This is a genomic window from Aminivibrio pyruvatiphilus (genome assembly GCF_004366815.1).
In the GTDB taxonomy this organism is placed as follows: Bacteria; Synergistota; Synergistia; order Synergistales; family Aminobacteriaceae; genus Aminivibrio; species Aminivibrio pyruvatiphilus.
Genome location: NZ_SORI01000018.1, coordinates 37,709 through 62,658 on the forward strand (window position 1 = coordinate 37,709; position 24,950 = coordinate 62,658).

22 protein-coding genes and 1 pseudogene are annotated in these 24,950 nt (G+C 63.5%); 13 read left to right on the top strand and 10 right to left on the bottom strand.

Annotation, left to right across the window (positions count from 1 at the left end; genetic code table 11):
- Nucleotides 1–38: 38 nt before the first annotated feature.
- Nucleotides 39–467: an FKBP-type peptidyl-prolyl cis-trans isomerase gene (locus C8D99_RS11915; protein WP_133958586.1), complete on the bottom strand. Its 429-nt coding sequence runs from the start codon at nucleotides 465–467 to the stop codon at nucleotides 39–41.
- Nucleotides 468–696: 229 nt separating this feature from the next.
- On the opposite strand from C8D99_RS11915, the gene C8D99_RS11920 reads away from it, so the two are divergent.
- The 7 genes from C8D99_RS11920 to C8D99_RS11950 all read left to right on the top strand — a co-directional run bounded on the left by C8D99_RS11920 (nucleotide 697) and on the right by C8D99_RS11950 (nucleotide 10,715).
- Nucleotides 697–1,731 carry a DUF2157 domain-containing protein gene (locus C8D99_RS11920; RefSeq protein WP_133958588.1) on the top strand — a complete coding sequence of 345 codons (1,035 nt, stop codon included), beginning with the start codon at nucleotides 697–699 and terminating at the stop codon, nucleotides 1,729–1,731.
- Nucleotides 1,732–1,766: 35 nt separating this feature from the next.
- Entirely contained in the window at nucleotides 1,767–3,938 is a 2,172-nt protein-coding gene (locus C8D99_RS11925; RefSeq protein WP_133958590.1) for a tellurite resistance TerB family protein, read from the top strand.
- Nucleotides 3,904–5,235 carry an ATP-binding protein gene (locus tag C8D99_RS11930; RefSeq protein WP_133958592.1) on the top strand — a complete coding sequence of 444 codons (1,332 nt, stop codon included), beginning with the start codon at nucleotides 3,904–3,906 and terminating at the stop codon, nucleotides 5,233–5,235. The genes C8D99_RS11925 and C8D99_RS11930 overlap by 35 nt, the downstream gene beginning before the upstream one ends.
- Nucleotides 5,236–5,242: 7 nt before the next feature.
- Nucleotides 5,243–7,414 carry a DEAD/DEAH box helicase gene (locus C8D99_RS11935; protein WP_133958594.1) on the top strand — a complete coding sequence of 724 codons (2,172 nt, stop codon included), beginning with the start codon at nucleotides 5,243–5,245 and terminating at the stop codon, nucleotides 7,412–7,414.
- A 47-nt stretch (nucleotides 7,415–7,461) separates the two neighbouring features.
- Nucleotides 7,462–8,511: a DmpA family aminopeptidase gene (locus C8D99_RS11940; RefSeq protein WP_133958596.1), complete on the top strand. Its 1,050-nt coding sequence runs from the start codon at nucleotides 7,462–7,464 to the stop codon at nucleotides 8,509–8,511.
- A 29-nt stretch (nucleotides 8,512–8,540) separates the two neighbouring features.
- Nucleotides 8,541–9,578 carry a dipeptidase gene (locus tag C8D99_RS11945; protein ID WP_133958598.1) on the top strand — a complete coding sequence of 346 codons (1,038 nt, stop codon included), beginning with the start codon at nucleotides 8,541–8,543 and terminating at the stop codon, nucleotides 9,576–9,578.
- 69 nt (nucleotides 9,579–9,647) lie between these two features.
- Complete coding sequence (locus tag C8D99_RS11950; protein ID WP_133958600.1) at nucleotides 9,648–10,715, top strand: tetratricopeptide repeat protein; 1,068 nt, start codon at nucleotides 9,648–9,650, stop codon at nucleotides 10,713–10,715.
- An 80-nt stretch (nucleotides 10,716–10,795) separates the two neighbouring features.
- On the opposite strand, the gene C8D99_RS11955 is transcribed toward C8D99_RS11950, so the two are convergent.
- Both C8D99_RS11955 and C8D99_RS15790 read right to left on the bottom strand, forming a co-directional pair.
- Nucleotides 10,796–11,809, bottom strand: a complete 1,014-nt coding sequence (locus C8D99_RS11955; RefSeq protein WP_420808817.1) for a beta/gamma crystallin domain-containing protein — start codon at nucleotides 11,807–11,809, stop codon at nucleotides 10,796–10,798.
- 213 nt (nucleotides 11,810–12,022) lie between these two features.
- Nucleotides 12,023–12,610, bottom strand: a pseudogene (locus tag C8D99_RS15790) (hypothetical protein); the annotation flags it as partial.
- On the opposite strand from C8D99_RS15790, the gene mgtE reads away from it, so the two are divergent.
- From mgtE to C8D99_RS11980, 5 genes are all read left to right on the top strand, one after another.
- Nucleotides 12,492–13,874 carry a magnesium transporter gene (gene mgtE / locus C8D99_RS11960; RefSeq protein WP_243833917.1) on the top strand — a complete coding sequence of 461 codons (1,383 nt, stop codon included), beginning with the start codon at nucleotides 12,492–12,494 and terminating at the stop codon, nucleotides 13,872–13,874. The pseudogene C8D99_RS15790 and the gene mgtE sit on opposite strands and share 119 nt — an antisense overlap.
- Before the next feature lie 154 nt (nucleotides 13,875–14,028).
- Nucleotides 14,029–15,189, top strand: a complete 1,161-nt coding sequence (locus C8D99_RS11965) for an aminotransferase class V-fold PLP-dependent enzyme (protein ID WP_133958606.1) — start codon at nucleotides 14,029–14,031, stop codon at nucleotides 15,187–15,189.
- Between the two features lie 20 nt (nucleotides 15,190–15,209).
- Nucleotides 15,210–16,256, top strand: a complete 1,047-nt coding sequence (gene selD, locus C8D99_RS11970; RefSeq protein WP_133958608.1) for a selenide, water dikinase SelD — start codon at nucleotides 15,210–15,212, stop codon at nucleotides 16,254–16,256.
- A gap of 140 nt (nucleotides 16,257–16,396) precedes the next feature.
- Nucleotides 16,397–17,488, top strand: coding sequence for a YedE family putative selenium transporter (gene yedE, locus C8D99_RS11975; protein ID WP_133958610.1), 1,092 nt, complete (start codon nucleotides 16,397–16,399; stop codon nucleotides 17,486–17,488).
- 12 nt (nucleotides 17,489–17,500) lie between these two features.
- Nucleotides 17,501–17,719, top strand: coding sequence for a sulfurtransferase TusA family protein (locus C8D99_RS11980; RefSeq protein ID WP_133958612.1), 219 nt, complete (start codon nucleotides 17,501–17,503; stop codon nucleotides 17,717–17,719).
- A gap of 63 nt (nucleotides 17,720–17,782) precedes the next feature.
- On the opposite strand, the gene C8D99_RS11985 is transcribed toward C8D99_RS11980, so the two are convergent.
- Genes C8D99_RS11985 through C8D99_RS11995 form a run of 3 tightly spaced genes read right to left on the bottom strand, consistent with a single transcriptional unit; the run spans nucleotide 17,783 to nucleotide 20,397 of the window.
- The gene (locus C8D99_RS11985; protein ID WP_133958614.1) at nucleotides 17,783–18,514 is read right to left on the bottom strand and encodes an energy-coupling factor ABC transporter ATP-binding protein; all 732 of its coding nucleotides are present in this window, start codon (nucleotides 18,512–18,514) and stop codon (nucleotides 17,783–17,785) included.
- The gene (gene cbiQ, locus C8D99_RS11990; protein ID WP_133958616.1) at nucleotides 18,511–19,323 is read right to left on the bottom strand and encodes a cobalt ECF transporter T component CbiQ; all 813 of its coding nucleotides are present in this window, start codon (nucleotides 19,321–19,323) and stop codon (nucleotides 18,511–18,513) included. Before cbiQ ends, C8D99_RS11985 begins: the two co-directional genes overlap by 4 nt.
- Before the next feature lie 30 nt (nucleotides 19,324–19,353).
- Nucleotides 19,354–20,397, bottom strand: coding sequence for an energy-coupling factor ABC transporter permease (locus C8D99_RS11995; RefSeq protein ID WP_133958618.1), 1,044 nt, complete (start codon nucleotides 20,395–20,397; stop codon nucleotides 19,354–19,356).
- A 524-nt stretch (nucleotides 20,398–20,921) separates the two neighbouring features.
- On the opposite strand from C8D99_RS11995, the gene C8D99_RS12000 reads away from it, so the two are divergent.
- Nucleotides 20,922–21,593 (top strand): class I SAM-dependent methyltransferase, encoded by a 672-nt coding sequence (locus tag C8D99_RS12000; protein ID WP_133958620.1) that lies wholly within the window; start codon nucleotides 20,922–20,924, stop codon nucleotides 21,591–21,593.
- Between the two features lie 28 nt (nucleotides 21,594–21,621).
- Here the strand turns inward: C8D99_RS12000 and C8D99_RS12005 are convergent, their stop codons facing one another.
- From C8D99_RS12005 to C8D99_RS12020, 4 genes are all read right to left on the bottom strand, one after another.
- Nucleotides 21,622–22,986 (bottom strand): sensor histidine kinase, encoded by a 1,365-nt coding sequence (locus C8D99_RS12005; RefSeq protein ID WP_133958622.1) that lies wholly within the window; start codon nucleotides 22,984–22,986, stop codon nucleotides 21,622–21,624.
- Nucleotides 22,983–23,666 carry a response regulator transcription factor gene (locus C8D99_RS12010; RefSeq protein ID WP_133958624.1) on the bottom strand — a complete coding sequence of 228 codons (684 nt, stop codon included), beginning with the start codon at nucleotides 23,664–23,666 and terminating at the stop codon, nucleotides 22,983–22,985. Before C8D99_RS12010 ends, C8D99_RS12005 begins: the two co-directional genes overlap by 4 nt.
- Nucleotides 23,667–23,776: 110 nt before the next feature.
- Nucleotides 23,777–24,466 carry a hypothetical protein gene (locus C8D99_RS12015; protein ID WP_133958626.1) on the bottom strand — a complete coding sequence of 230 codons (690 nt, stop codon included), beginning with the start codon at nucleotides 24,464–24,466 and terminating at the stop codon, nucleotides 23,777–23,779.
- Between the two features lie 138 nt (nucleotides 24,467–24,604).
- On the bottom strand, nucleotides 24,605–24,811 hold the full coding sequence (locus C8D99_RS12020; protein WP_208321177.1) for a hypothetical protein: 207 nt from the start codon (nucleotides 24,809–24,811) through the stop codon (nucleotides 24,605–24,607).
- Nucleotides 24,812–24,950 lie beyond the last annotated feature (139 nt).

Consider the following 24,950-nt stretch of genomic DNA (forward strand, 5'->3'; position numbering starts at 1 on the left):
ATATGAAAAGAAGGGCCTGCCGGAGGCAGGCCCTTTGACTATTCTACGATTTCCACCAGTTCGACCTGGAAGGTGAGCTCTTTTCCCGCGAGGCGGTGGTTTGCGTCAAGCTCGACGGAATCTTCTCCCACCGAGGCCACCGTTACGCTCATGGGGCTTCCTCCCCGGGTCATCATCTGGAGACTGTCACCCACGGAAGGCTCGTAATTTTTTGGCATAACGTCCCGGGATACGGTGAAGACCATGTCGTCCCTCTTCGACCCGTAGGCCTGGTCCGGGGGCAGGACAAGGGTCCGCTCTTCTCCCACCTTCATCCCGACGACGCCGCTGTCGAATCCGGGGATCATCTGCCCGGCCCCCACAGTGAACTCCAGGGGGGGCCTCCCCCTGGACGAGTCGAACACTTCGCCGTCGGAGAGGGTTCCCGTGTAATGGACCCGTATCTTTTTTCCCTTTTCTGCGATCATGTACTGCTCCTTTCTCCGCCTCTCTGACGGAAGGAAATTCTCCGGCCGTTCGGCCTGGAAAAGAGTTCCTGTATTGTATGTGTTCGGCTCCCCCGTGGCAAGGCAGGAATTCCTCATGGTCCGGCGGTTTGATTGCCGCCCGGGGCAGGATTAGGATGTACAATACGGAGGAGCGGGTTTCGGGACGGGCAGCGTCCCGGGAAAGATCCGGGGAAGGGGGAGAGAGACAGTGAAGATAATGAAGAAGCAGCTGGAGGAGGCGGTCCGGGAGGGGATCATCTCTGAAATGCAGGCGGAAAGTCTCTGGGAGTTTCTTCTGGAAAAAAACGAGGACGATCCGTCCTTCAAAGTAACCCACATCCTGTATTACCTCGGCGGACTGATTGCCATCGGAGCCATGACCCTCTTCATGAACCTCGGCTGGGAGGCTTTCGGAGGATGGGGGATTTTCGCCATCGCCGTCGTCTATGCCCTTTTCGGCCTGCTGCTGGCGGAACGCTTTTCCGGAAAAAGGGGTTTCGCTGTTCCGACGGGCATTATGGCCGCTTTTGCCACGGCCCTTGTTCCCCTGGCAGTGTACGGTCTCCAGGCCGGCCTGGGCTACTGGGACGGGGGCAGGGTGTACCGTGAGTACCACGTCTATATCGACTGGCGGTGGATGTCCATGGAACTTGCCACCCTCGCCGCGGGGGCGGCGGCCCTGAAGCGCTACAAACTTCCGTTCCTCGTTTTTCCCGTGGCGGCGACCCTCTGGTACATGAGCATGGATCTCGCCCCCTTCCTTTTCCGGGATGCCGATCTCACATGGAGGCTCCGCAGGACCGTGTCTCTCTTGTTCGGTCTCGCCATGGTTCTTTTCGCCCTCCGGGTGGATTTCAGAACCCGTTCGAAGGGAGATTTCGCCTTCTGGCTGTATCTCTTCGGGCTGGCCGCTTTCTGGGGAGGGTTCTCCCTCATGGATTCGGGAAGCGAGCTCGGACGGTTTTTCTATCTCTGCGTCAACCTTCTCCTCATCGCCGTGGGGGCTGTGCTTTCCCGGCGGGCCTTCGCCGTCTTCGGGGGAATTGGTACCTCCATATACATCGGCCATCTTGCCTGGAGGGTTTTCGAAAACAGTCCCTTTTTCCCCTTTGCCCTTTCTCTCGTGGGGTTTGCCGTCATCTGGACCGGCATTCTCTGGCAGCGAAGGGAAAAACAGATAACCGCAGCGCTCCGCTCCTTTCTTCCCGTCCAGGTGAGGGAATTTCTCGAAAACGGACAATAGGGGAGAGGAATACATGATGAAAAGAGGCCGCTGTATTGGAGCTTTTTCTTGCCGCACTCGCCGTGACCATACTCTATAGGATCGCCAGGGCCTTTCTTCGCCTTGCATCGGGCAGGAAGGACCGGGAATCGCCGGGGAAGGTCCTGAAGGATTCCGAAACAGGCCGCCCCGGTGCGGCGGAGCCCGCCCGGTGGTTCGGCTCCATGGAAATGCCTTCGGTGAACGGGTATTCCGTTCCCGGAGGCCTGGTCTACGTGGGAGAGAAACTCCTGGATTATTCGGGGTTCAACGATCCCTGCCTCCTCAATCCCTCCCTCCGGGCGGTTTCCGGACTCTCACCGTCGATGCCGCTGCCGGAGCAGAGGCTCCACTACGGAAAAATGACTCCGGAGCAGCGGGGTGCCTACCTGTCGTGGCTTGCAGGAGGGCGGAATGATCCTGCCGCCGCCGTCCCCTACGTTTTCCTGTTCTTTTACGGCCTTGAGCGGCGCCTCATGGTGGACGGCCAGCGGGGGGGCGTATCCCCGGAAGAACGGGCGGACATGGTGCTGGAAATCCTCCGGCTGCTCCAGATTTACGGAGGGCACCGGGCCTTCAGGGGCCATGCCCGGAACCTTCTGGCCATGGAATGGGTTCTCTGGGGGAATCCCGACGACCGGCCCGGCTATATCGACTTCTCAGACAGGTACTGCGCCGAGCCTTTCGCCGCCGTTCTCGCCCGGTACGCGGCCCTGGACAGGCCCATACCGGCGGACGCGGCCCTTCAATGGCTGATTCTCCACCCCGAGCAGGGGATCAAAACGTCAGCGAGGCGCTGCCCTGATCTTTTCCGTAAGCTTTTCTTCCTCCGCTACCGGGAAAAGTACGGCGAGGGGATGGTCATCCACCCCAACAGGACCCCTCTCACGCTCACCTACAGGGCCGCCACGCCCTCCCTCGGGGACCGGCTCAAGATCCGCATCCCGGGGCTGCCGAATCCCTTTGTCCTCACCGCGCCGGTGAAAAGGCTGGCGGCCCTCGCAGCCGGGTGTGCCGACGAGCTGGACAGCTACAGCAGATTTTTGGCCCGGGGAGGAAGCCCTGAATCCCCCGAGGCGGCCGCCCTTCTTCCGGCGGAGCTGCTCACCGGCGCCCCCGCCGGGGAGGCCGTCCGGGAGAGGCTCGCCCGTCTCTGCCCGGAAAACCCGACTCTGACCGATGCGGGAAAGGTCTTCGCCGTTCTCGGGCAGACGCCTCCGCCAAAAATGGACCGGAAACGGGCGGCGGCGCTGGCCGATGCCCTGGGGGCCTTCGGCTTCGGCATGGCCCCCGACCCCGGCATTCACGGTTTCCCCCCGTCGCCGGACGGGCCTGTTGCCCTCTTTTCCCCCCGGACCGTCCCCTCGGCCCGGGAGAAATTTGCGGCCCTGACGGCACTGGTCAGACTGGGCAGCCTGGTGGCCCAGGCATCGGGCGAGGCCACGGAAGGGGAGCGGAGGGTAGTGGAGGATCTCGTCTCCTCCGACGAGGCCCTCTCCCCGGAGGAGAAACGGTCCCTCTCCGCCCTCTCCCTCTGGGCCTTTGCCGTACCCCAGGGCGCCGCAGGCCTCCGGGGGATCCTCGGGCCCCTTCCGGAGGAGACGAAACGGTCCCTGGGCCGAATTCTCGGCGCCATTGCCGCCGCCGACGGCAGGGTGGACCCCGCGGAGGTCCGCGCCATAGGGAAGCTCTACGGCTACCTCGGCCTCGACGCCGGGCAGGCCTCCCGGGACATCCACGCCGCCGTGTCCGGCACGGCCGCCCCGTCCGCGGGAACGGAGACAAAGGAAGGGTTTTCCCTGAACATGGATCTCATCCGCCTCCGGCAGGAGGAAACCCGGCAGGTGAGCGGCGTCCTGCGGGAGATATTCGCCTCCCCGGAAGAGGAGCCCCTTCCCCCAGAGGAGCCGCCGGCGGGAGACGGCCCGCTTGCCGGGCTTGGCGGTCAGCACCGGGAACTGCTTTTCTCCCTCCTGAAGCGTGAGACCTGGCGGAGGGAGGAGTATGAATCCCTCTGCGCCTCCCTGTCCCTTCCCCCCGACGGGGCGCTGGAAATACTGAACGAATGGGCCTTTTCCTCCGCCGGGGCGCTCCTCGCCGAGGACGGGGACCCCGTCTATATCGACATATCCCTGGCAGAGGAGGTTCTTTCCCATGGACAGCAGGAAGATGAAAATCCGGCCCCGTGAGCGGGACGCCATTCTCCAGTCCCTCCGGGCGGGCGTGACGCCCCGAACGGGGCTCCACCACATCCAGGTCGGCCGGGCGAGGGAAGTGGAAGCCCTGCTGAAGGACCTGGACCGCATCCTCGACGGCGGGTCGGCCTTCCGGCTCATCATCGGGGCCTACGGCTCGGGCAAGAGCTTCTTCCTCCAGCTCGTCCGGTCCATTGCCCTGGAAAAGGGGCTGGTGACCCTTCACGGTGATCTCTCGCCGGACCGCAGGCTTTATTCCACGGGAGGGCAGGCCCGGAACCTCTACGCCGAGCTGGCCCGCAATCTCTCCACCAGGACAAAGCCCGACGGTGGAGGCTTTCCCGGTCTCGTGGAGCGGTTCCTCTCCGAGACGCGGAAAGAGGCGGAAGCGGAGGGAAAGCCCATGTCCACCGCCATCCACGGCAGGCTGGAGAAACTCTCGGAACTCGTGGGCGGGTATGATTTCGCCTCCGTAATAGATGCCTACTGGAACGGCTACGAGCGGAGCGACGACGCCCTCAGGGCGAACGCCGTCCGGTGGCTCCGGGGCGAGTTCGCCACCCGCACCGACGCCCGGAACGCCCTGGGCGTGCGCACCATCATCGACGACGCCAACGTCTACGACACCTTCAAGATCCTCAGCCTCTTCGTCCGGCAGGCGGGCTACGGCGGCCTGCTGGTGAACCTCGACGAGATGGTGAACCTCTACAAGCTGGCCAGTTCCAAGGCCCGGCTCTCCAACTACGAACAGATCCTCAGGATGCTCAACGACTGCCTCCAGGGCACCGCCGAGGCCGTGGGGTTCCTCCTGGGCGGAACGCCCGATTTCCTCTACGATCCCCGGAAGGGGCTCTACAGCTACGAGGCCATCCAGTCCCGTCTCAACGAGAACGCCTTCGCGAAGGCGGCCGGGGTGACCGACTACGACGCCCCCATCCTCCACCTCGGCAGCCTGACCCCGGAAGAGCTCTACGTCCTCCTGGGGAACATCCGGAACGTCTACGCCGCCGGAGACCCGGCGAAATATCTCGTTCCCGACGAGGCCCTGGCGGCCTTCCTCGCCCACTGCTCGCAAAAGATCGGCGAGGCCTATTTCCGGACCCCCCGGACCACCATCAAGGCCTTCGCCGACTTCCTCGCCGTGCTGGAGCAGAACCCGGACATCCGGTGGAACTCCCTCATCGACGAAATTCCCGTGGAGGAGGACCGTCCCTCCGACATGCCCGAGATCGGGGAAAGGGACGGCGAAGGGGAGGCCGGGGACGACGATCTGACCTCCTTCACAATCTGAGGCCGCCATGGAAGCCTCCGCAGGTTTCAGCCGCCTGGCCGAGGGGGTCCGCCGCTGGGTCTGGAAGCAAGGGTGGCCCTCCCTTCGGGAGATCCAGGAGATGGCCCTGCTGCCCGTCCTCGACGGAAAGGAGGACGTGATCCTCAGTGCCGCCACCGCCGGGGGCAAGACGGAGGCCGCCTTCCTTCCCGCCTGCACGCGCATGGCGGAATCGCCCCTTCCCGGAACGGCCATCCTCTATGTGAGCCCCCTCAAGGCCCTCATCAACGACCAGGCCCGGAGGCTGGAAAGCCTCTGCGGTTCCGTGGGCTTTCCCGTCACCCCGTGGCACGGGGATGCCCCGGAGGGGGGAAAGAACAGTCTCCGGAAGAACCCCCGGGGGGTTCTGCTCATCACCCCCGAATCCCTGGAGTCCCTGCTCATGAACTCCCCCGCCTGGTGCGGCGAAGCCTTCGCCGGCCTGGTGAACGTCATCGTGGACGAGTTCCACGCCTTCCTCGGCACGGAGCGGGGATGCCAGCTCCAGTCCCTCCTCCGGCGGATAGAGTTCCTCATCGGCCGGACGGTCCCCCGGATCGCCCTCAGCGCCACCCTGGGGGAGATGGAGAAGGCCGCGTCGGCCCTCCGCCCGGAGAAAACCCTTCCCTGCAGGATTCTCGCCTCGGAGGGAAAGGGCAGCGAGCTTCTGCTCCAGGTCCGGGGGTACAGGACGCCCCGGGCGGACAGGGGGGCGCGCCCGGGCCTCCCCGGCGAACTGGTTCAGGACGTCTACCGCCTCCTCAGGGGCGATTCCCACCTCCTCTTCACCAACAGCCGCTCCCGGACCGAAGAGCTTGCCGCCGCCCTCTCCGCCCTCTGCGGCCGCAATTTCGTCCCCAACGAGTTCTTCCCCCACCACGGCAGCCTTGCACCGGACCTTCGCCGGAGCCTCGAGGAGCGCCTTCAGAAGAAGGACCTTCCCACCACGGCGGTGTGCACCTCCACCCTCGAGCTGGGCATCGACATCGGCTCCGTGGCGTCCATAGGCCAGGTGGGGGAGCCGGGCACCGTATCGGGCCTCCGGCAGCGCCTCGGCCGCTCGGGACGGCGGGGCGGACCCGCCGTGCTCCGGGTCTTCGCGGAGGAGGACGAAACGGGCCCCGACAGCCACCCGGCCGACGCTCTCCGGCTGTCCCTGGTGCAGACCGCCGCCGTCCTCTCCCTGCTGCTGCGGAAATGGCGGGAACCTCCCCGGGAGGGGCTCTACCACCTCTCGACCCTGGTCCAGCAGACCCTCTCGGTGATTGCCCAGTACGGCGGTGTCCGGGCGGACCAGCTCTGGACGCTGCTCTGCGGCACGGGGCCCTTCCATGCAGTGGGAAAGAAAGATTTCGGCGACTTCCTCCGGGGTCTCGCGGAAAAGCAGGCCATAACCCAGCTCGGCGACGGCCGCCTCGTCCCCGGCACGGAGGGAGAGCTTCTGACGGACCGGTACACTTTTTTCACCGCCTTCTCCTCCCCGGAGGAATACCGGCTCGAATACAACGGGGAACTCCTGGGTACGGCCCCCCTGGAGATTCCCCCGTCACCCGGCGGTTCGCTCCTCTTCGCCGGGAAGGCCTGGGAGACCGTGGCCGTGATTGCCTCCAGCAAGACCGTCCTTCTCCGTCCCTCCGCCGGGGGAACGCCCCCCCGCCTTGCCGGCGGAAGGACAGTGGTCCACGACACCGTCCGGAGGGAGATGAAGCAGGTCCTTCTCGCGGGGGATCCCTCCCGGTATTTCAACCCCACGGCGGCGGAGCTCTTCCGGGAAGGGGCTGAGCGGTTCCGGAACTGGAGGCTCGGGGAGACGGACATCCTCGAAGACAAGGGCAGCCTCCATCTCTTTCCCTGGAGGGGAGACGAGGTCGTCGAGGCGGCCGCCATGCTGCTCCGGAGAATGAACCTCCGGGCGGACACCTTCGGCGGCGTAATCACCCTTCCCGGGTGCAGCGCTGCCGGACTCCGGGAAGCCGCCGGGCGAATCCCCGGCCGGGGCCTGCCTTCCGGCGAAGAGCTGGCAGCGGATGCCCCGGACACGGAGATCGAAAAATTCGACTATCTCGTCCCGGAACGGCTCCGGCGGCGGGGGTGGGCCGCCCGGTACCTGGATGTCCCGGGCGCCGCCGAATGGCTCGGGAGCCTGGCCGGGCGGAAATGATAGAATGAAGCCGTGATCCCGGACGAAATCCGCAAGGAGATGAATTCATGGACTTCCGCAAGCGCATAACCGACTACGGCGTCAACACAGGAATACTGCCCCGGGGACCCCGGAACGCCATCACCGACGTGGAGGGAGTCCGGGTGGGCCACTGCACCCTGGCCGACGGCCCCGTGCAGACGGGGGTCACCGCCGTTCTGCCCCACGGAGGCAACCTCTTCCGGGAAAAGCTCCTCGCCGCCTGCCACGTGATCAACGGCTTCGGAAAGTCCGCCGGGCTCGTCCAGGTGGAGGAGATGGGCACCCTCGAGACACCTGTCCTCCTCACCAACACCTTCGCCGTGGGGGCGGCATCGGAGGCCCTCGTCCGGCACATGCTGGCGGACAACCCCGACATCGGCCGGGAGACGGGAACGGTCAATCCCGTGGTCTGCGAGTGCAACGACGGCTTCCTCAACGACATACGGGGCTTCGCCGTCCGGGAGGAGCACGTGCTCCGGGCCCTCGCCTCGGCCTCGGAGGACTTTGAGGAGGGGGCCGTCGGGGCGGGCAGGGGCATGTCGTGCCACCAGCTCAAGGGCGGCATCGGCACCGCCTCACGGGTTCTCGAGGTAGAAGGGGCCTCCTTCACCCTGGGAGTCCTCGTCCTCTCCAACTACGGCCAGCTGGAGGACCTCCGGGTGGACGGGCGGCACATCGGCCCCGCCATCGGGAAAATCCACCCGCCCCAGGACGAGCAGGGGTCCATCATCGCCGTGATCGCCACGGACATTCCCCTCACAGAGCGCCAGCTCGGCCGGGTCGCCCGCAGGGCGTCCGTGGGCATCACCAGGACCGGGGCCTTCATCGGCAGCGGCAGCGGTGAAATCGCCCTCGCCTTCACCACGGCGAACCGCTTCCGCCACCACGAAACGGCGCCCCTGCTCTCCCTCTCCATGCTCAACGAAAACCACATCAACCTCGCCTTCCGGGCCGCCGCCGAGGCCACGGAGGAAGCGGTGCTCAACTCCATGGTCCGTGCGGAACCCGTTTCCGGAAGGGACGGACATATCAGGCACTCCCTGGCGGAGTACGCCCATCTCTTTGCCCGGCAGTGACGGGCTTCATCGAAAAGGAGAATGATTCCATGAACAGCGGAACGGACTTTCTGGGCCGGGCGGCGGAGCTCCACAGGAACTCCTTCGTGGCGGACGCCCACTTCGACCTCCTGCCCTTCGTGCTCGAAAAGCGCGAACGGGGGGAGACACGGGTCATCGAGCGGGACTACCTTCCCGGTCTTCGGGAGGCGGGAGTGGACCTGGTGGTGTCCTCCCTATTCCTGAGCGGCCGGTACCTCCCCGAGATGGGCCTCCGCAGGTCTCTGGACTACATCAGCGCCCTCCACGCCGAAATCGAGGAAAGCCCGGGGCTCTTCTCCCTCTGCCGGAGCACCGGCGAGATCCTGGAGGCCAACGGACGGGGAGAGCTTGCCCTTCTCCTCTCTTTTGAAGGGCTGGACCCCATAGGGAACGACCTCTCCCTCCTCAGGATCTTTTTCGAGCTCGGCGTCCGGGGTGTGGGCATCACATGGAGCAGGAGGAACTACGCCGCCGACGGGTGCTTCTTCGACCCGGCGGAGGAGGGGCGGAAGGGGGGGCTCACGGAATTCGGCGTCCGGGCCCTCCGGGAGGCCCTCCGCCTCGGGATGTACCTCGACATCAGCCATCTCAACGACGAAGGGGTGGAAGACGTCTTCGAACTCTTCGACTGCCCCGTCATGGCGTCCCACTCCAACTGCCGCTCCCTCGCCCCGGTGATGCGCAACCTCACCGACAGCCAGACGGCGCGCCTCGCAGAGCGGGGAGGCGTCCAGGGGATGAACACCTGCAGCACCTTTGTCGCAAACCCGGACGAAAAGACCGTGGACGGGAAAGACCTGGCGGACCATGCCGACCGCATTGCCCGGCAGACAGGACCGGGGACCGTCTGCTTCGGTTTCGATTTCTGCGACGAGACCCGGGACTTTTCCGGTCCCGGCCCCTTCAGGGAATACGACTGCGTGAAGGGCTACCCCGGAAGCGTGGCCTTTACCGCCGAACTGCTCTCCAGGGGCTGGAGCGAACAGGACGTCCGGGGAATCTTAGGCGAAAACCTGCTCGCCTTCCTCGGGCGCACCATCGGATAGACACTTGGGGCGGCCCCGAACGGGGCCGCCTTTTTTCGCGGGAGCCAGGCTCCCGAAAGGAGGTCCGTCATGAGAAAGACTATTTCCGTGCTTGCCCTGCTTCTCCTTCTCCAGGTCCTCTGCCTGCCCGGGAGGGCGGAAGAAGGAGGCTGGAAAACGCTCCACGAACACGCCCTCTCCCTCTACCGGTCCGGCATGTTCTCCGAGGCCGTCACCGAAGGCCTGAAGGCCCTCGGCGAGGCGGAGAAAACGGCGGGCCCCGACTCCCCCGAGGCGGCGTCCACCCTGGGGCTTCTCGCCAACGCGTGGCACAGCCTCGGGCAGTATGACGAGGCAGGGCCGTACTATCTCCGGGCCCTGGCCATCCACGAGGCGCGGAACGGCCCGAACCATCCCGACACCGCGTCCACCCTCAACAACCTCGCCCAGCTCCGCCACTTCCAGGCCAGGTACGGGGAATCCGAAGCCCTCTACAAGCGGGCTGTCGAATCCTACGAAAAGGCCCTCGGGAAGGACGATCCGGCCCTTGCCACGCCGCTGAACAACCTCGCCGAGCTCTACCGCTCCCAGGGAAACGCCGCCGCCGCCGAGCCCCTGTTCTTCCGGGCCATGGCGCTCTACGAGGAACACTTCGGCCCGGACCACCCCAACGTGGCCATGTGCCTGAACAACCTGGCCCTTCTGTACCAGGACGGAGGCAGCCCCGACCAGGCGGAATCCATGTTCCGCCGCGCCCTCGCCGTCTTCGAGACCCTCGGCCCCGAGCATCCCTACGTGGCGGCTTCGCTGAACAACCTGGCCCTCCTGCTCTTCGGGCAGCAAAAGACCGCAGCGGCGGAGCCCCTGTTCATACGCGCCCTGGGCATCTATGAAAAGAATTTCGGGGAGGGACACCCATCGGTGGCATCGGTGATCCACAACCTGGGGGAACTGAACCGGGCAAAAGGGGACGCAAAACAGTCGGAAGCCTATTTCAGAAGGGCCCTCGCCATCAAGGAACGGTATCTCGGTCCCGACCATCCCTCCGTGGCCGGTACCCTGGAAAACCTCGCCGCCCTCTACCGGGAGTCGGGGCGGAATGAAGAGGCGAAGCCCCTGGAGGAACGGGCGGCGGCCATACGGCGGCTGCACCGGTGACGAAGAAAAACCGAACGGCGGCGGTACGGTCCCACTCCGGGAGCTGCGCCGCCGCCGATGCTGCATGTGAGAACGGACCGTCAGTTTCCCAGGTCGTCCAGCACCCGGATCGCCGAGATCCTGTCGCCCCAGCCGAAGGAATGAAGCGTGGGAACTCGTGACCCGGCAGGGTAGGTATGAATGGGCCGGGTATTGGAGCCGGGGTTGATGTGTTCGTAAATCTCCGCCTTTACGGAGCTTCCGACTTTTATGGAACTGATTTTGTCGTTCCAGCTGGTGTTCGAGTTCTCCAGGAAAACTTTCGTGAGATCAAGCTCGTGCCTGTTCGCCTTGACTATGAGATGCTTCCCCCCGTAGTCCACATGTTCGAAGAAAATGACCTCGTCAGCCTGGGGTTCCGGAATATCGTCCTCCGGGTTCCAGTTCTTCCCCCGGACCTTGATGGAGGAGATCCTGTCGCCCCACCCGCTGGCGTGGAGATTGTCGATCCGGGTGACCCCGGACCCGTCCCCCCGGTGCTGGACGCAGGGTTCGCCGAAGTCGATATGGGTGCAGACGTAGGCCTGGGCGTTGGCCCCTATCTTCAGGGAACTTATCCCGTCATTCCAGTTTCCGGTGGAGTCCCAGAACGGAAGCTGCCGGAGATCGGGCAGGTCCTCACCGTCGGCATACATCCTGTGTTCCCCCTGGCAGCCTGTATTCTTGAAAAAGAAAATTTCGTTCTCCAGGGGATCTATTTCCTCGCTGCGGGCCTGTTCATTTCCCGGGCCTGTGCCTCCGGATCCGCCCGATGGCTCGCCCTGGCTCCCTCCCCCTGTACCTCCGGTTCCTCCCTGTTCCTGGGACCCTCCGGAAGAACCTCCGCTTTCGCTCCAGGGAGTCCATCCCCTGGCACGCACCTTCATGGAGGAAATCCTGTCTTCCCACCCGGTGCCGTGAAGGCTGATGATGTCCGTGCTTCTCTGCCCGTCGCCGCTGAAAAATATGCAGGGGCCTCCGAAATCGATATCCGTGCACAGCAGGACCGCGGTGTCCTTGCCTATCTTCAGAGAGCTGATCCTGTCGTTCCATGTCCTGCCCGGGGAAATCGACATGGTCCTGAGGTCGGCGCATTCCCAGTCCGCATCGGGAGAAAGAACGCCTCCGTCGAAGTTCACGTGTTCAAAAATGGCGACCTCACCCGGTCCCGGGACGATGCGCATCCGTATCCTGACCGATGAAACGGTATCGCCCCAACCGATGCTGTGCAGGTCAGGAACAAGCAGGGGGGTGACCCCGTCCCCCTCGAAAATGATGGAGGGGCCTCCGAAGCCTGCATGCTGGTAGAGAATGGCCCGGGCATTTTTCCCCACAGCCAGGGAGCTGACCCTGTCGTTCCATTTCTCACCGGTGGGAAGATTCCACCGGTTGAGGTCGGGAAGTTCGTTGTCGTAGGTATACCCCATGCTTCCCCCCTCGAAATTGGGGTTTTCAAAAAGAATGACCTGGAAATCCGCTGGATCGGGCGGGTCTGCGGCCTGAACAGGAAGGGCGGAGAAAAGAAGAAAAAGGAAGATACACAGCGCCCCGAAGACCACCCTGAAACGAACCGGTGCGTTCATGGAAGCATCTCCTCCTTTGCGTCTGGCGGGAGCCATTCTCCATTCTGATATACTATTCCAACTGTTTTGAATTATAGGGCGAAAGTCGATGGTGGTCAACCGTACTACACACGCCGGGGTCCGGAGGGGCCCGGATATTCGTCTTCCTTGACCGGCCTCGGAGGAACCGTTTATCATGTCTCCGGAGAGGGGGGGAAAGACCATGAAGGAAATCCGGGCGAAAATCGTCGCGAGCGTGGAAAAGCTGTTCGGGCGAAAGCAGTTCAAGGCTCTGAAGGACCTGCTCTGCACCATGGAGCCTGTGGATATCGCGGACGTTCTTTCCGGAAAGCCTCCCGCCGAACGGGTCTTTCTTTTCCGCCTTCTTCCGAAGGATCTTGCCATAGACGTGTTCGAGTTTCTCGAGGGAACGGAACGGGAGGAGCTCCTTTCAAGCTTCACCGACGCGGAAGCCGCGGCGGTCATCGAGGAAATGTCGGACGATGACCGGACCGCCCTTTTTGACGAGCTGCCGGCCAAGACCGTGAAAAAACTTCTCTTCCATCTTTCACCGGAGGAGAGGAAAATCGCCAATACCCTCCTCAACTACCCCGAGGATTCGGCCGGCCACATCATGACCACAGAATTCATCGATCTCGACGAGACCCTCACCGCATCGGGAGCCCTGGACACAATCAGGGAGACGGCCTCGAAAAAGGAAACCATATACACGGCGTTCGTGGTGGACGAGGAAAGACGGCTGAAAGGCACAGTCCGCCTCGAGGACATCATCCTCGCTTCCCCTGACGCTCCCGTGAGCGGCCTGATGGACGAACATCCCGTTTTCACCTCCACGGAAACCGACCGGGAGGAGGCCGCCGGGACCATGTCGAAGTACGACCTCCAGGCCATGCCGGTGCTGGACCGGGAACACCGCCTTGTGGGCATCCTCACCTTCGACGACATCCTGGACGTGGTGCAGGAAGAGGCCACCGAGGACTTCGAGCGTATGGCCGGCATTTCGCCCGTGGAGGAAAGCTACATGGACGCGGGGGTTCTCACCCTTACCAGGAAGAGGTTCACCTGGCTGCTGGTCTGTATCGTCACCCAGGTGTTCTCATCCTTCATTCTCGAGAATTACGCCTTCGCCCTGGAAAGCGTGGTGGCCCTGGCCTTCTTCATCCCCCTGCTGATCGACACGGGAGGAAACACGGGCACCCAGAGCGCCACCCTCGTCATCCGCGGCCTGACCACCGGCGAATTATCCGGGGACGATGTAAAAAAGGTCATCTCAAAAGAGCTTGTACTCGGTCTTCTTCTCGGGGGCACCCTGGGCGCCCTTGCGGCTCTCCGCGCCCTGACCATGGGGACAGGGTACGGCGTTGTCCTGACGGTGGGCATTTCGGTGGTCGCCGTCGTTTCCCTCGGCAACCTCGTCGGAAGCCTCATGCCCTTTGCGGCACGGAAATTCGGCATCGACCCCGCCATAATGTCAGGTCCCTTTATAACCACGGTGGTAGACATTATCGGTCTGCTTGTCTACTTCGAAGTGGCCCGCCGCCTTCTGGGTCTCGGCTGACCTCCTGCGCTCCGGAGAAAAACAGGTCCCATATTCCCTTTTTCTTTCTTCCAATCAAAAGCGGCATAACACGGAATCCCTTCCGGGGTAATGAAAATTTCCCAAAAGAGTGTATGATACTGATTATAAATAGTATAACCAGGAGGGAATCTGATTGGGGATCTACATGAACAACGGAGCCACCACCTGGCCGAAGCCGGAATGCGTCGCCCGCGCCATGGCGGACTTTCTCACCGGCAGGGGCGCGAACCTCGCCCGGGGAAGCGCCTCGGAGCGGGACATGGGAACCCTCGACCTGGTATTCACCTGCCGGGAGCGCCTCGCCTCCTTCTTCGGAGGATGGGAAGACGATCCGCGGTACGTCAATTTCACCGCAAACGTCACAGAATCCCTCAACGTGGTGTTCAAGGGGTACCTCAAACCCGGGATGAAGGTGCTTACCTCGTCCATGGAGCATAATGCGGTGATCCGCCCTCTCCGCCGTCTCGAGGCCGGAGGGGTTTCCGTGGAAGTCCTCCCGTGCGACGGGGAAGGGTTTCTTCATCCCTCGACCCTCGCCAAAGCGCTCAAGGAGTCCGATGTTTCGCTGGTGGCCCTTTCTCACTGCAGCAACGTCTGCGGCACCGTGCAGGACCTTGAGGCCCTGGCTGCAGTCTGCCGGGAGGCGGCCGTACCTCTCGTCGCTGACTGCGCCCAGACTGCGGGGATCCTGCCCCTGGACGCCGAAAAGCTGGGGCTGGCGGCTCTCTGCTTCACCGGCCACAAGGGGCTCTTCGGGCCCCAGGGCATCGGGGGCATTCTCTGGAAGCCCGATTTCGCCGAAAAAACGGCATGGTTTGTGGAAGGCGGCACGGGAAGCTACTCCCACCTTGAGCTGCAGCCCGACACCATGCCCGACAAGTTTGAGGCGGGCACGCCAAACCTTCCGGGAATAGCCGGTCTTCTGGCGGCCCTGGACTGGATAGAGGAAACAGGGATTGAAAATATCCGGCGGAGAGAAGAGTCCCTGGGGGCCCTTCTCCTTGAAGGACTGCTCTCCCTTCCGGGAGTGCAGCTCTCCGGGCGGAAGTCCATGGACGGACGCCTGCCCGTGTTCGCCGTCAACTTTGAGGGGCGGGACAACGGCATACTCGCCGCCCGGCTCTCCGACGAGTGGGGCATAGAAACGAGGCCGGGGCTGCACTGCGCCCCTCTGGCCCACAAAACCCTGGGAACGTTTCCGGGAGGGGCCCTGCGCCTCAGCCCGGGATGGTTCACCACCGTGGACGAGGTCCGGAAAACGGTGGACGCCCTGAAGGCGGTGCTTGCATCATGAACTGCGGAGGAGGTGCGGAAATGAGGCTTACAGAGCTTTCGACCACCAGCGGGTGAGCGGCGAAAATAGGTCCGGCGGACCTGGAGAAGGTGCTGAGGGATCTCCCGCTGCCATCCCACGAACGGATCATCACGTCCTGGGGTTCCGGCGAGGACGCCGCCCTCTGGACGATAGATCAGGAGCGGGCCGGAATTCTCACGGTGGACTTCATCACCCCCGTGTCGGACGACCCCCGCACCTGGGGACAGATCGCGGCGACGAACTCCCTGAGCGACGTCTTCGCCATGGGCGGGAAACCCTTCGTGGCTTTGAACATAGTGGGTTTTCCCACGAAAACCCTCGAACTGGACGTGCTGAAGGACGTCCTGCGGGGAGGGCAGGAAAAAGTGGCGGAGGCGGGAGCCTTCCTCCTGGGAGGCCACAGCGTGGAGGACAGGGAACCCAAGTACGGACTCGTCGTCTACGGAGAAGTCCGGCGGGACTCCCTCTGGAAGGTGACCGGGGCACGGCCGGGAGACCTTCTTCTTCTCACGAAGCCGGTCGGCACAGGGATAGTCGCCACCGCTGTAAAGGCGGACATGGTGGAGGACGAGGCTTCCAGGACGGAAGCCGCCCGGTGGATGACCACCCTGAACGACCTCCCGAGGCGGCTCTCCCCCGACGAATGCCGCATGGTGCATGCCTGCACGGACGTCACCGGCTTCGGGCTCGCGGGACACGTCCTGGACATGCTTTCGGAGGGGGGCCTGAAGCTCACCCTGGGGATACGGGACATACCCCTTCTGCCAGGCGTCCTGGGCCTTGCCTCCAGCGGCCTCATCCCGGCCGGAACCTACAGCAACAGGATCGCCTACGAGGACAGGGTGAAGGATCCGTCGAAGCACGACGACATCCTGATGGACATGGTCTTCGACGCCCAGACCTCTGGGGGGCTTCTGCTCGCCCTGGGAAGGGAGGACGCCGAAAGGCTGCTCCCGAAGATCCGGAGCTTCGGCTTCGACAGGACGGCGGTCATCGGCAGGTTCTCCGAAGGGGACGGAACGATAGAAATAGCAGACGCCCTGTAGACAGCAGACTGAAATTGTTCCGTGAGTGCAGAACGTTGTTTTTCTCCTGTGCGCAATTTTCCGGAGCGCATGGGCAGGTTGGTTGTTGACCATATTGTGGTGTGAACCGCATCATCATTTCAGAGAAGGGTGGTTTGTTTATGAAGAGCATCAACGGCATTCTCATCTCCCGATGGGGCCCGGCCGTCACCGGAGCTTTCGTCGGAGCGGCTGCCTCGCTTCTCGTTTTCTTCGGCAATCCCGGAAACATGGGGATATGTGTCGCGTGCTTCACCCGGGACATCGCCGGGGCGCTGGGGCTTCACCGGGCGGGTGTGGTCCAGTATCTCCGGCCTGAGATCCCCGGGTTCATCCTCGGGGCTTTTCTTGCAGCCTTCCTCAGCAGGGAATACCGGCCCAGGGCCGGATCCTCGCCCATTGTGAGGTTCTTTCTCGGTTTCTTCGCCATGATCGGGGCCCTTATCTTCCTCGGATGCCCGTGGAGGGCCTACGCCCGGCTGGCGGGCGGCGACTGGAACGCCATCGCCGGCATCGGCGGACTCGCTGTCGGCATAGGCATCGGAATAGTCTTTTTGTGGAACGGGTTCAGCCTCGGCAGGGCCTCCAAGTCCCCGGCATGGGCAGGCGCCGTTATGCCCCTCGCGGCTGTGGCCCTCCTTGCCCTTCTTTTCCTCCGGCCCCTTTTCGGCCCCGAGGGGACGGGCCCCGTCTTCTTCTCCGCAACCGGACCGGGTGCCGCCGCGGCTCCTGTGGCCATAGCTCTCGGCGTTGGCCTTCTCGTCGGATGGATGGCCCAGAAAAGCCGGTTCTGCACGGTGGGGGCCCTGAGAGACCTCATCATGCTCAGGGACGGCCACCTCTTCAGCGGCGTGGCGGCCTTCCTCGTATCGGCCTTCGTGGTCAACCTGCTGCTCGGACAGTTCAAGCCCGGATTTGAAGGCCAGCCCGTGGCCCATATGAACCACCTCTGGAGCTTCATCGGAATGGCTCTTTCCGGCCTTGCCTTCACCCTTGCGGGAGGGTGCCCGGGACGCCAGGTCATCATGTCCGGGGAGGGGGACGGCGACGCCGCCGTGTTCGTGCTGGGAATGCTCATCGGGGCCGCTTTCGCCCATAACTTCTCCCTCGCGAGCTCCGGTGCGGGCGTGACGGCGAACGGAATGACGGCCACGGTGATCGGCCTCGTGTTCTGCCTCGCCGTGGGCGGGCTGTTCAGAATGAAAATGGATTAGGGGGGAAGGACAATGTCTGAAGCTTTCGTAGTGGACGCCCGGGGCCTTTCATGCCCTCAGCCCGTGATCGAAACGCGGAAAGCCCTCGAGAAGCATTCGGGAGGGCCTGTGGAAGTGCTCGTGGATACGGTCACATCCAGGGAAAATGTCGCCCGTTTCGGTGAAAGCCACGGGTGGAAGGTAACAAAGGAAGATGCGGAAGACGGTTTCAGGGTAACCTTTACACGCTGACAATCAATACGAAGAAGACCGCCGGAAGATCCTTCCGGCGGTCTTCTTCTGTTGCCGCGAATTTCAATTCTGCATCCGGAAGGGAACCTCCAGGCGGCATCGCTCCAACAGGTCCGGACGGCGGAAGATTTCGTCCGTGGGGCCGTCGGCGGCCACCTCCCCCTCATGGAGGACGATAGTCCTGGGGCAGACGTCCAGCACCAGGTCCAGGTCATGGGTGGCGATCAGGCGGGTGTGGCGGAAGTTCCGCAGCATGTGCACCAGGAGGCGCCGTCCATAGGGGTCCAGCCCCGAGCCGGGTTCGTCCAGAATGAGGATGTCCGGCAGCATGGCCAGCACGGTGGCTATGGCCGCCGCCCGCTTTTCGCCCCCCGACAGCCGGTACGTCGGCCGCTCCTCCAGGTGCCCTGCCCCCACCTCGGCCAGGGCTTCCGACACCCGCTTCCTGACTTCGGGCTCAGAAAGGCCCTGGTTCAGAGGGCCGAAGGCCACGTCGTCGAACACCGTGGGCATGAACAGCTGGTCCTCAGAGTCCTGGAAAACGAACCCGATCCGCCGGCGCACGTCCCCGGCGGTCTTTTTGGACAGCACGGTTCCCCCCACGTCCACCGATCCGCCCGACGGCAGTATGAGCCCCGTAAGGGCGAGCATCATGGTGGATTTCCCCGCGCCGTTGGCCCCGACGAGGGCGCAGGCCTCACCGTGCTCCAGCCGGAAGGAGATGCCCTTCAGGGCCTCGGTGCCGTCGGGGTAGGCATAGCGAAGGTCCCGGACTTCAAGGTAATGATGGCTCATGGTCCAGCCGCCGCCCTGAACAGGAATTCCGGAAGGTTGACTAAACGGCACACCAGAAAATACCCTCCCCATACAAGAAGAAAAAGCCCGTCCCTCGAAGGGGAAAACGACAGGGGGCGCAGCATCCGGATCTCCCCCTCGAACCCCCGTGCCCTCATCGCCCGGTACACTCTCCCGGCCCGGTCGAGGGTCCGCAGCAGCAGGGTTCCCATCATGGAGACGAAGACCTTCGGAGAAATCTTCGGCCTGTTCCCCCATGACCTCAGGGTGTGGGCCCGGACCATGCGCCGGGCTTCTTCCATGAAAAGGACGATATACCGCCAGAGAAACAGCAGCTGCACCACAAAAACCCGGGGAGTCCCCAGGCGCTCCAGCCCCAGGCACAGGCTGTCGAACCGGGTGGTGAACACAAGAAGAACCGCCGCCGAGACGGCGAGAAATGAACGGGCAATGATGGAAAAAAATGACATCCAGCCCCCCGTCAGGACGAGCGGACCGATCCGGAGCAGAGGCGCCCGGTCGAACAGGGGATTGAAGAGCCCCACGAGCAGAATGAAGGGGGCCGCGATGAGCGTCCGCTTCAGGACAAGGCCGGGACTGACGCCGGAAAGTCCCGCCATGGCGGCCGGATACAGGGCGAAGGGCATGAGGCGGGACACCTCGTATTTCCCGAAGGACGTCACCGCGACGACGAACATGAGGGTGACGAGAATCTTCGCCCTCGGATCGAGGCTTTTGACCATTCCCGACCCGGGGGCGTCAGATGTCTCCGCAAGGGCGGACAGGTTTCTTTCGATTGAACCGGACATTCCGGAAAACAGGACGCCTTCCCGGGGCCCTTATTTGCGGGCTCCCGCGGAACGGCGGAGGGCAAAGCCGATCAGCCTCGCCAGGGCCAGGGTCATGGCACCGCCCGCAAGGCCCGAGACAGTCGTTCCCATGTCGGGATTCGGCCAGGCAGCCTCTTCCGACGCCTCCGCGGCCCCGTCGTCCCCGCTTCCGGCCCGGAAACCGTAATCGGGCAGGATCGCCGTTTTCTCCTGGAGGCCGGCAAGGGTGGAATGAATACCCTCTCCGGGGGCGGCAAGCTCCTCGCTCCCCGTCGTTTTCGCTATGGACCATTCGAGGCCGTCAGGGTAGGCCGAGGCGAACCAGGAGAGCACCCCGCCGGTGAGAACGGCCGCCGCCGCAAGCCCGGCGAGCACCGTCCTGAGGGAAACGTCCCTCAAATGGGTGCGGCCCCCCGCCGCCTCGAGCACCTCGGGCCGGGCCTTCAGCACGAAGAGAATCACCCCAGCGGTGACAAAACCCTCCACGATCCCTATGGCAAGGTGGATCGGCTGCATCAGCAGCACGAAGGTGCCGAAGGGCAGCGCCGAAATCCCCGACGCCACGGTCTGGAGCACCACCGAGAACGCGCCGAGCTGGAGAGCGGTGGCTGACGAAAGGACCGAGGCGGCGAGAATACGGTTCCGGTTCCGCCCTGTCCCGGCGATCAGCCGGTAGATCAGCGGGTAGGCGACGAAGCACGTGAAGAACCCCATGTTGAAGATGTTGCAGCCCAGGGCGAGAAGGCCACCGTCGGCGAAAAAGAGCGCCTGGACCACGAGGACCGAGGCCAGGGTCAGAAAGGCCGCGTAGGGCCCGAGCAGGGCCGCCAGGATCATCCCTCCTCCGAGGTGCCCGCTCGATCCGGTGGCGGGAATGCTGAAATTGATCATCTGGGCCGCGAAGATGAAGGCCCCGAGGACACCCATCAGGGGAATCCTTCCTTCGTCCGGGTCCTCTTTCAGCTTCTTCGCGGACCATGCCACCAGTCCGGCGGTCACCGCCCACATCGCGCCGCCGACTTCAGGGGAAATAAGAGCATCAGCCATATGCATACGAAACACTCCCTTGTGCCACAAAATAAATAAATAGTAGCACTCCGGTGCCGCCTGTCAATGTATTTTTTCGCTTGTCGCCTGTTATCCTGAGCGGAGGCTTCTCATCCCGAACGGAGGCTTGTCATCCCGAACGAGCGAAGCGATCGCGGTCGCGGAGCATCCAAAGTGAAGCGGAGGGCATAGCACCCGGTTTGTCATCCTGAGCGGAGCGATCGCGGAGCATCCCCGGAGGGGGAGGATCTGCCCTTGGTTCTGGAAAATCCTCAAACCGAGATTCTTCGTCGCTGCGCTCCTCAGAATGACATAATCACGGCGTGAGCCACGGGCTTGGGAAGAGATCGCGCTCGCGAAGAACCCGGTTTGTCATCCTGAGGCCGGCATCATGGCCGAAGGATCTCGGGCCTGGCTCCGGTTTCTATTCCGGTATTTTTTGTCGCCCGGCATAATCCCCCCTGGCCCCTGGAACGGTTTGCTGGTATAAAAGCCCCGGAAGGCACGACTCTTTCAGGGAGGCAGACGACATGACCGGCTATTACGGGAAAAAGCTCAGCGGCGCCAGGCTCAGCGAAGTCTACAACACCTCTGTCGAACGGGTCAGGCAGTACCTCGACGGGGAAATCGAATTCGTCCGCCGCCGGCTGCGGGGCGGCGAACGGGTATTGGAGCTTGGCGCGGGCTACGGACGCATCATGAAGCGGATCGCCCCCTTCGTCCACTCCGTCGTGGGGATCGACATCTCCGGGAACTCGGTCGCCTGGGGCAGGGAATACCTGAAGGACCACCCCAACTGCACCCTTCTGGAGGGAGATGTCCACGGCATGGAGTACCGGAGTGAGTTCGACATGGTTCTCTGCCTCCAGAACGGCCTCTCCGCCATAAAGGGAGACCCTGCCGACACCGTGGAGCGGAGCCTCAGGGCCCTCGTTCCGGGAGGAAAAGCCTTTTTCAGCACCTATGCACCGGGCTTCTGGGAGTGGAGGCTCGCCTGGTTCCGCGAACAGGCAGAGAAAGGGCTGATCGGTGAGCTGGACATGGAGCGGACCGTCAACGGGCAGATCGTCTGCAAAGACGGCTTCACCGCCACCACTTTTTCGGAAGACGATCTCCAAGCCCTGGGAAAAAAGACCGGCTCTCCCTTCCGCACGGAAACGGCGGACGGTTCGAGCCTTTTCCTCATAGTCGAAAAGAACTGACGGCCAGGGATGAAAATGCCGTCCTTTCCTATCGATCCGGGAACTCCACCGTGAAAACGCTCCCCCTGCCCGGCTCGCTTTCCGCCAGGATTTTCCAGCCATGGGCCGCGGCGATCCTGTCCACGATGGCGAGGCCGATGCCCGAGCCGCCCGAGCTGCGGCTTCTGGACCGGTCCACCCGATAGAAGCGTTCGAATATGCGGGGCAGCTCCTCCGGGGCCATGCCGATGCCCGTGTCCGACACGGCCAGGCGTGTCCTGTCCCCGTCTCTAAATGCCCGAACGGTGATCGAGCCTCCGGGGGGCGTATACTCCACGGCGTTGGCGAGCAGATTGACGAGCGTCTGGCGCAGCTTGTCCCCGTCGGCGGATACGAAGATCCCTTCCTCCGCCCGGACTTCGAGCGACACTCCCTTGCGAAGGCAGAGCGGCTCGAAGGACCGTGCCGCCGAGCGGGCGGCTTCGGCGAGATCAAGCCGTTCCGCGGAGAGGGTGAGGACGTCTCCTTCGAGATCGCTCAGCCGCTCGAGGTCCCGGGTTAGGGTGACCAGCCGGGCGATTTCCTCCCGGCAGTCCTCAAGCCGCTCGGGGGTCGGCTCCATCACGCCGTCGAGACAGGCTTCCACCAGGGCGTTGAGCGCGTTCAGCGGTGTCCGGAGCTCGTGGGAGACGTCGCGGGTGAGCTGTCTCCTGAGCTTTTCCTGTTCCTCCAGGGATTGGGCGAGGAAGTTCAGGGCGTCCGCCAGGCTGTCCAGCTCGTTCGTGCCGAAACGTTCCCGGATCCGCACCGACAGTTCTCCCCGGCGGAGACGCTCCGCCAGGTCAGTTGTTCTTCGGAGGGGGCGGGAGAGCCTCCTTGAAAGGAAGAGGGAGAGGACGACCGCGGCGAGGACTCCCACTGCCGAGGCTGCCGGCACACCCCTGCGGAGGCTCCTGCGGAAGGCCGCGTCCTCCGGCGAGAGATGGGCGCCGGTGAAATTTCCTACCCGCACGCTTCCGACCCGGGTACCGCTGAAGAGAACCGGGTACTCCCGTTCCCCGTATTCCGAGCCCTCATGACCCATCATCCGGTAGTGCAGCTCCACCATCTCCCTGTCCATGCTCCACAGGACCTTCCCGTCCCCGTCCAGCAGGGCCACCACGCTGCCGTCCATCATGGCCTGTTCGGCGATCTCCGTTCCGGAATCTGCGCTCCACGAGCGGTCCTTGGCATAGATCTGCTCGAAGTAGCGGACGATTTCCCCGTGCTTCTTTTCACGGACTTCTTCGATGTAGCCCAGGAACTGCCGGTCGATGATCAGTTCGAGCACGACGGCGAGCGTAGCGGAGAAGAGCGCGGCGACCAGGATGAAGGAGAGGGTCAGACGGGCGGCAAGGGGGAGGGGGCGCTTCACGACGGTTTTCCCTCGAAACGGTATCCCGTTCCGTAGACTGTCTGGATGTAGACCGGGCGGCGTGAGTCGGCTTCGATCTTCTGGCGGATATTCTTCACGTGGACGTCGACGACCCGGTCGTATCCGTCGTAGGAGTCTCCGAAAGCGCGAAGGATGAGCTGTTCGCGGGTGAAGACCTCGAAGGGCCTGCGGGCCAGGGTGAGCAGAATCCTGTACTCGGCTGGAGTGAGGAGGACGGGGGTGTCGTTCAGAAAAACGCGCTGTTCGGCGACGCGGATGGCGAGACCGCCTTCGAAGAGGAGCGTCTGAGCGGATTCCAGGGGGTTCACCCGGCGAAGGATGGCGTTGACCCGGGCGACCAGTTCCCGGGGGCTGAAGGGCTTGACGAGATAGTCGTCCGCTCCGATGTCGAGGCCGTTCAGCCTGTCCGCCTCGGCGGCCTTCGCCGTGAGCATGATGATCGGGACCCGGGAGGAGGAGCGGATGCGGAGGCAGATTTCCTCTCCGCTCACGTCGGGCAGCATCAGGTCGAGGACCACGAAATCGATGTCCAGCGAGTCGAAGAGGGCCAGCGCCCTTTCTCCGTCCATAGCCTCGAAAACCCGGTGTCCTTCCCTTTCCAGGTAGGCCCGCACCACGCTCAGGGCCTTCGGTTCGTCCTCCACAACGAGGATGTTCATCTCATCGCCTCCGTCCAGGGCCATCTGTGAGAATGATAAAGGGAGCGGGTCTTTTCAGTCAATTTTCGCTGAAAGACCCGCTCCCGGAGACACTTCGCCCTTCCCGGCGCTCAGTGGCAGGCGTCCTGCTTCGGTGCGCCGGAGGAAGATTCGGCTGCCGGAGCCGGTGCCGCCTGCGAACCCTGGGCTGCGCCGTGGTTGTGGGCGCTGTTTCCCGATACTGAAGCCGCGCTGTGGTCATGGGTTCCGCTGCCGGCGCCGGATGCTGCCCCCGGAAGTTCCGTCTTCATCGGGCACGCCTTGCCGGAGGCTTTCATCTCGCACTTCCCGCCGGCTCTTTCCCCGCTCATCATGGGGCAGGCTTTTTTCTGAGCATCACCGCTTCCGGGACCTTTCATGGAACACTGTCCGCCGGGAGCGCCTTCACTGGAAGAGGCTTTTTTCATCGGGCACTCCCTGCCTCCCATCATTCTCTGCCGGGGGCCTTCGCCGCCGCGTTTCCCGCTCCCGGCCAGGAGTGCGGCGAACTGTCTTCCGCTCTCTTCCATAAGGACGCTCACCTGGCCGTCCTTCACAACGAGCACTCCCACGGGAACGACCCCGCCGCGGAAGGATGCCGACACCGGAATGATGACCGTCCCCTGCACTTCCACCGGCTGTCCCAGCACGCCGCCTGCAGGAAGGGACCATCCCTCCTGCGGCAAAACAGAGGCGCCGCTTCCGGGGACCTCCGCCGCTCCGGCGGAGAGAACCCCGGCACCAAGGGAAAACACCAATGCAAAAAGGATGAAACGCTTCATGAAATTACTCCTCCTCTTCCATTTTTTCGGATCACTGCCCTACCGGGCACTACCGGGCCATAATAGCGGAAAAATATGAAGGGATTATGTAGGATGAAAGAATCATTCATCGGAGCGCGCCGGGGAGGATACAGTCCCTTACCTTGCCGCCTCGTCTTCCTCGGAAGCGCACCCTTCCGCCATTGCTTCGTCGAGGAGGGCGAGTATGCGGGCGGCGAGAGCACCCCACTGGGGGATCTCCCGCCGCCGGGGACGTTCCATATCCACGGAGATCTCTTCGATGATCCGTCCCGGGCGGGCGGACATGACGACGATCCTGTCAGCCAGGTAGACGGCCTCGTCCACGCTGTGGGTGACAACCTGGATTCCCGCCTACTCATAACGAGGCTGGAGGTTGGACATCCATAGCCTCGTAGATTTTCCGTTGCTTCTCCAAAATCTCGCCGACAAGCAGCCTTTGTCCAGGATGTTCGAAACATTCGAT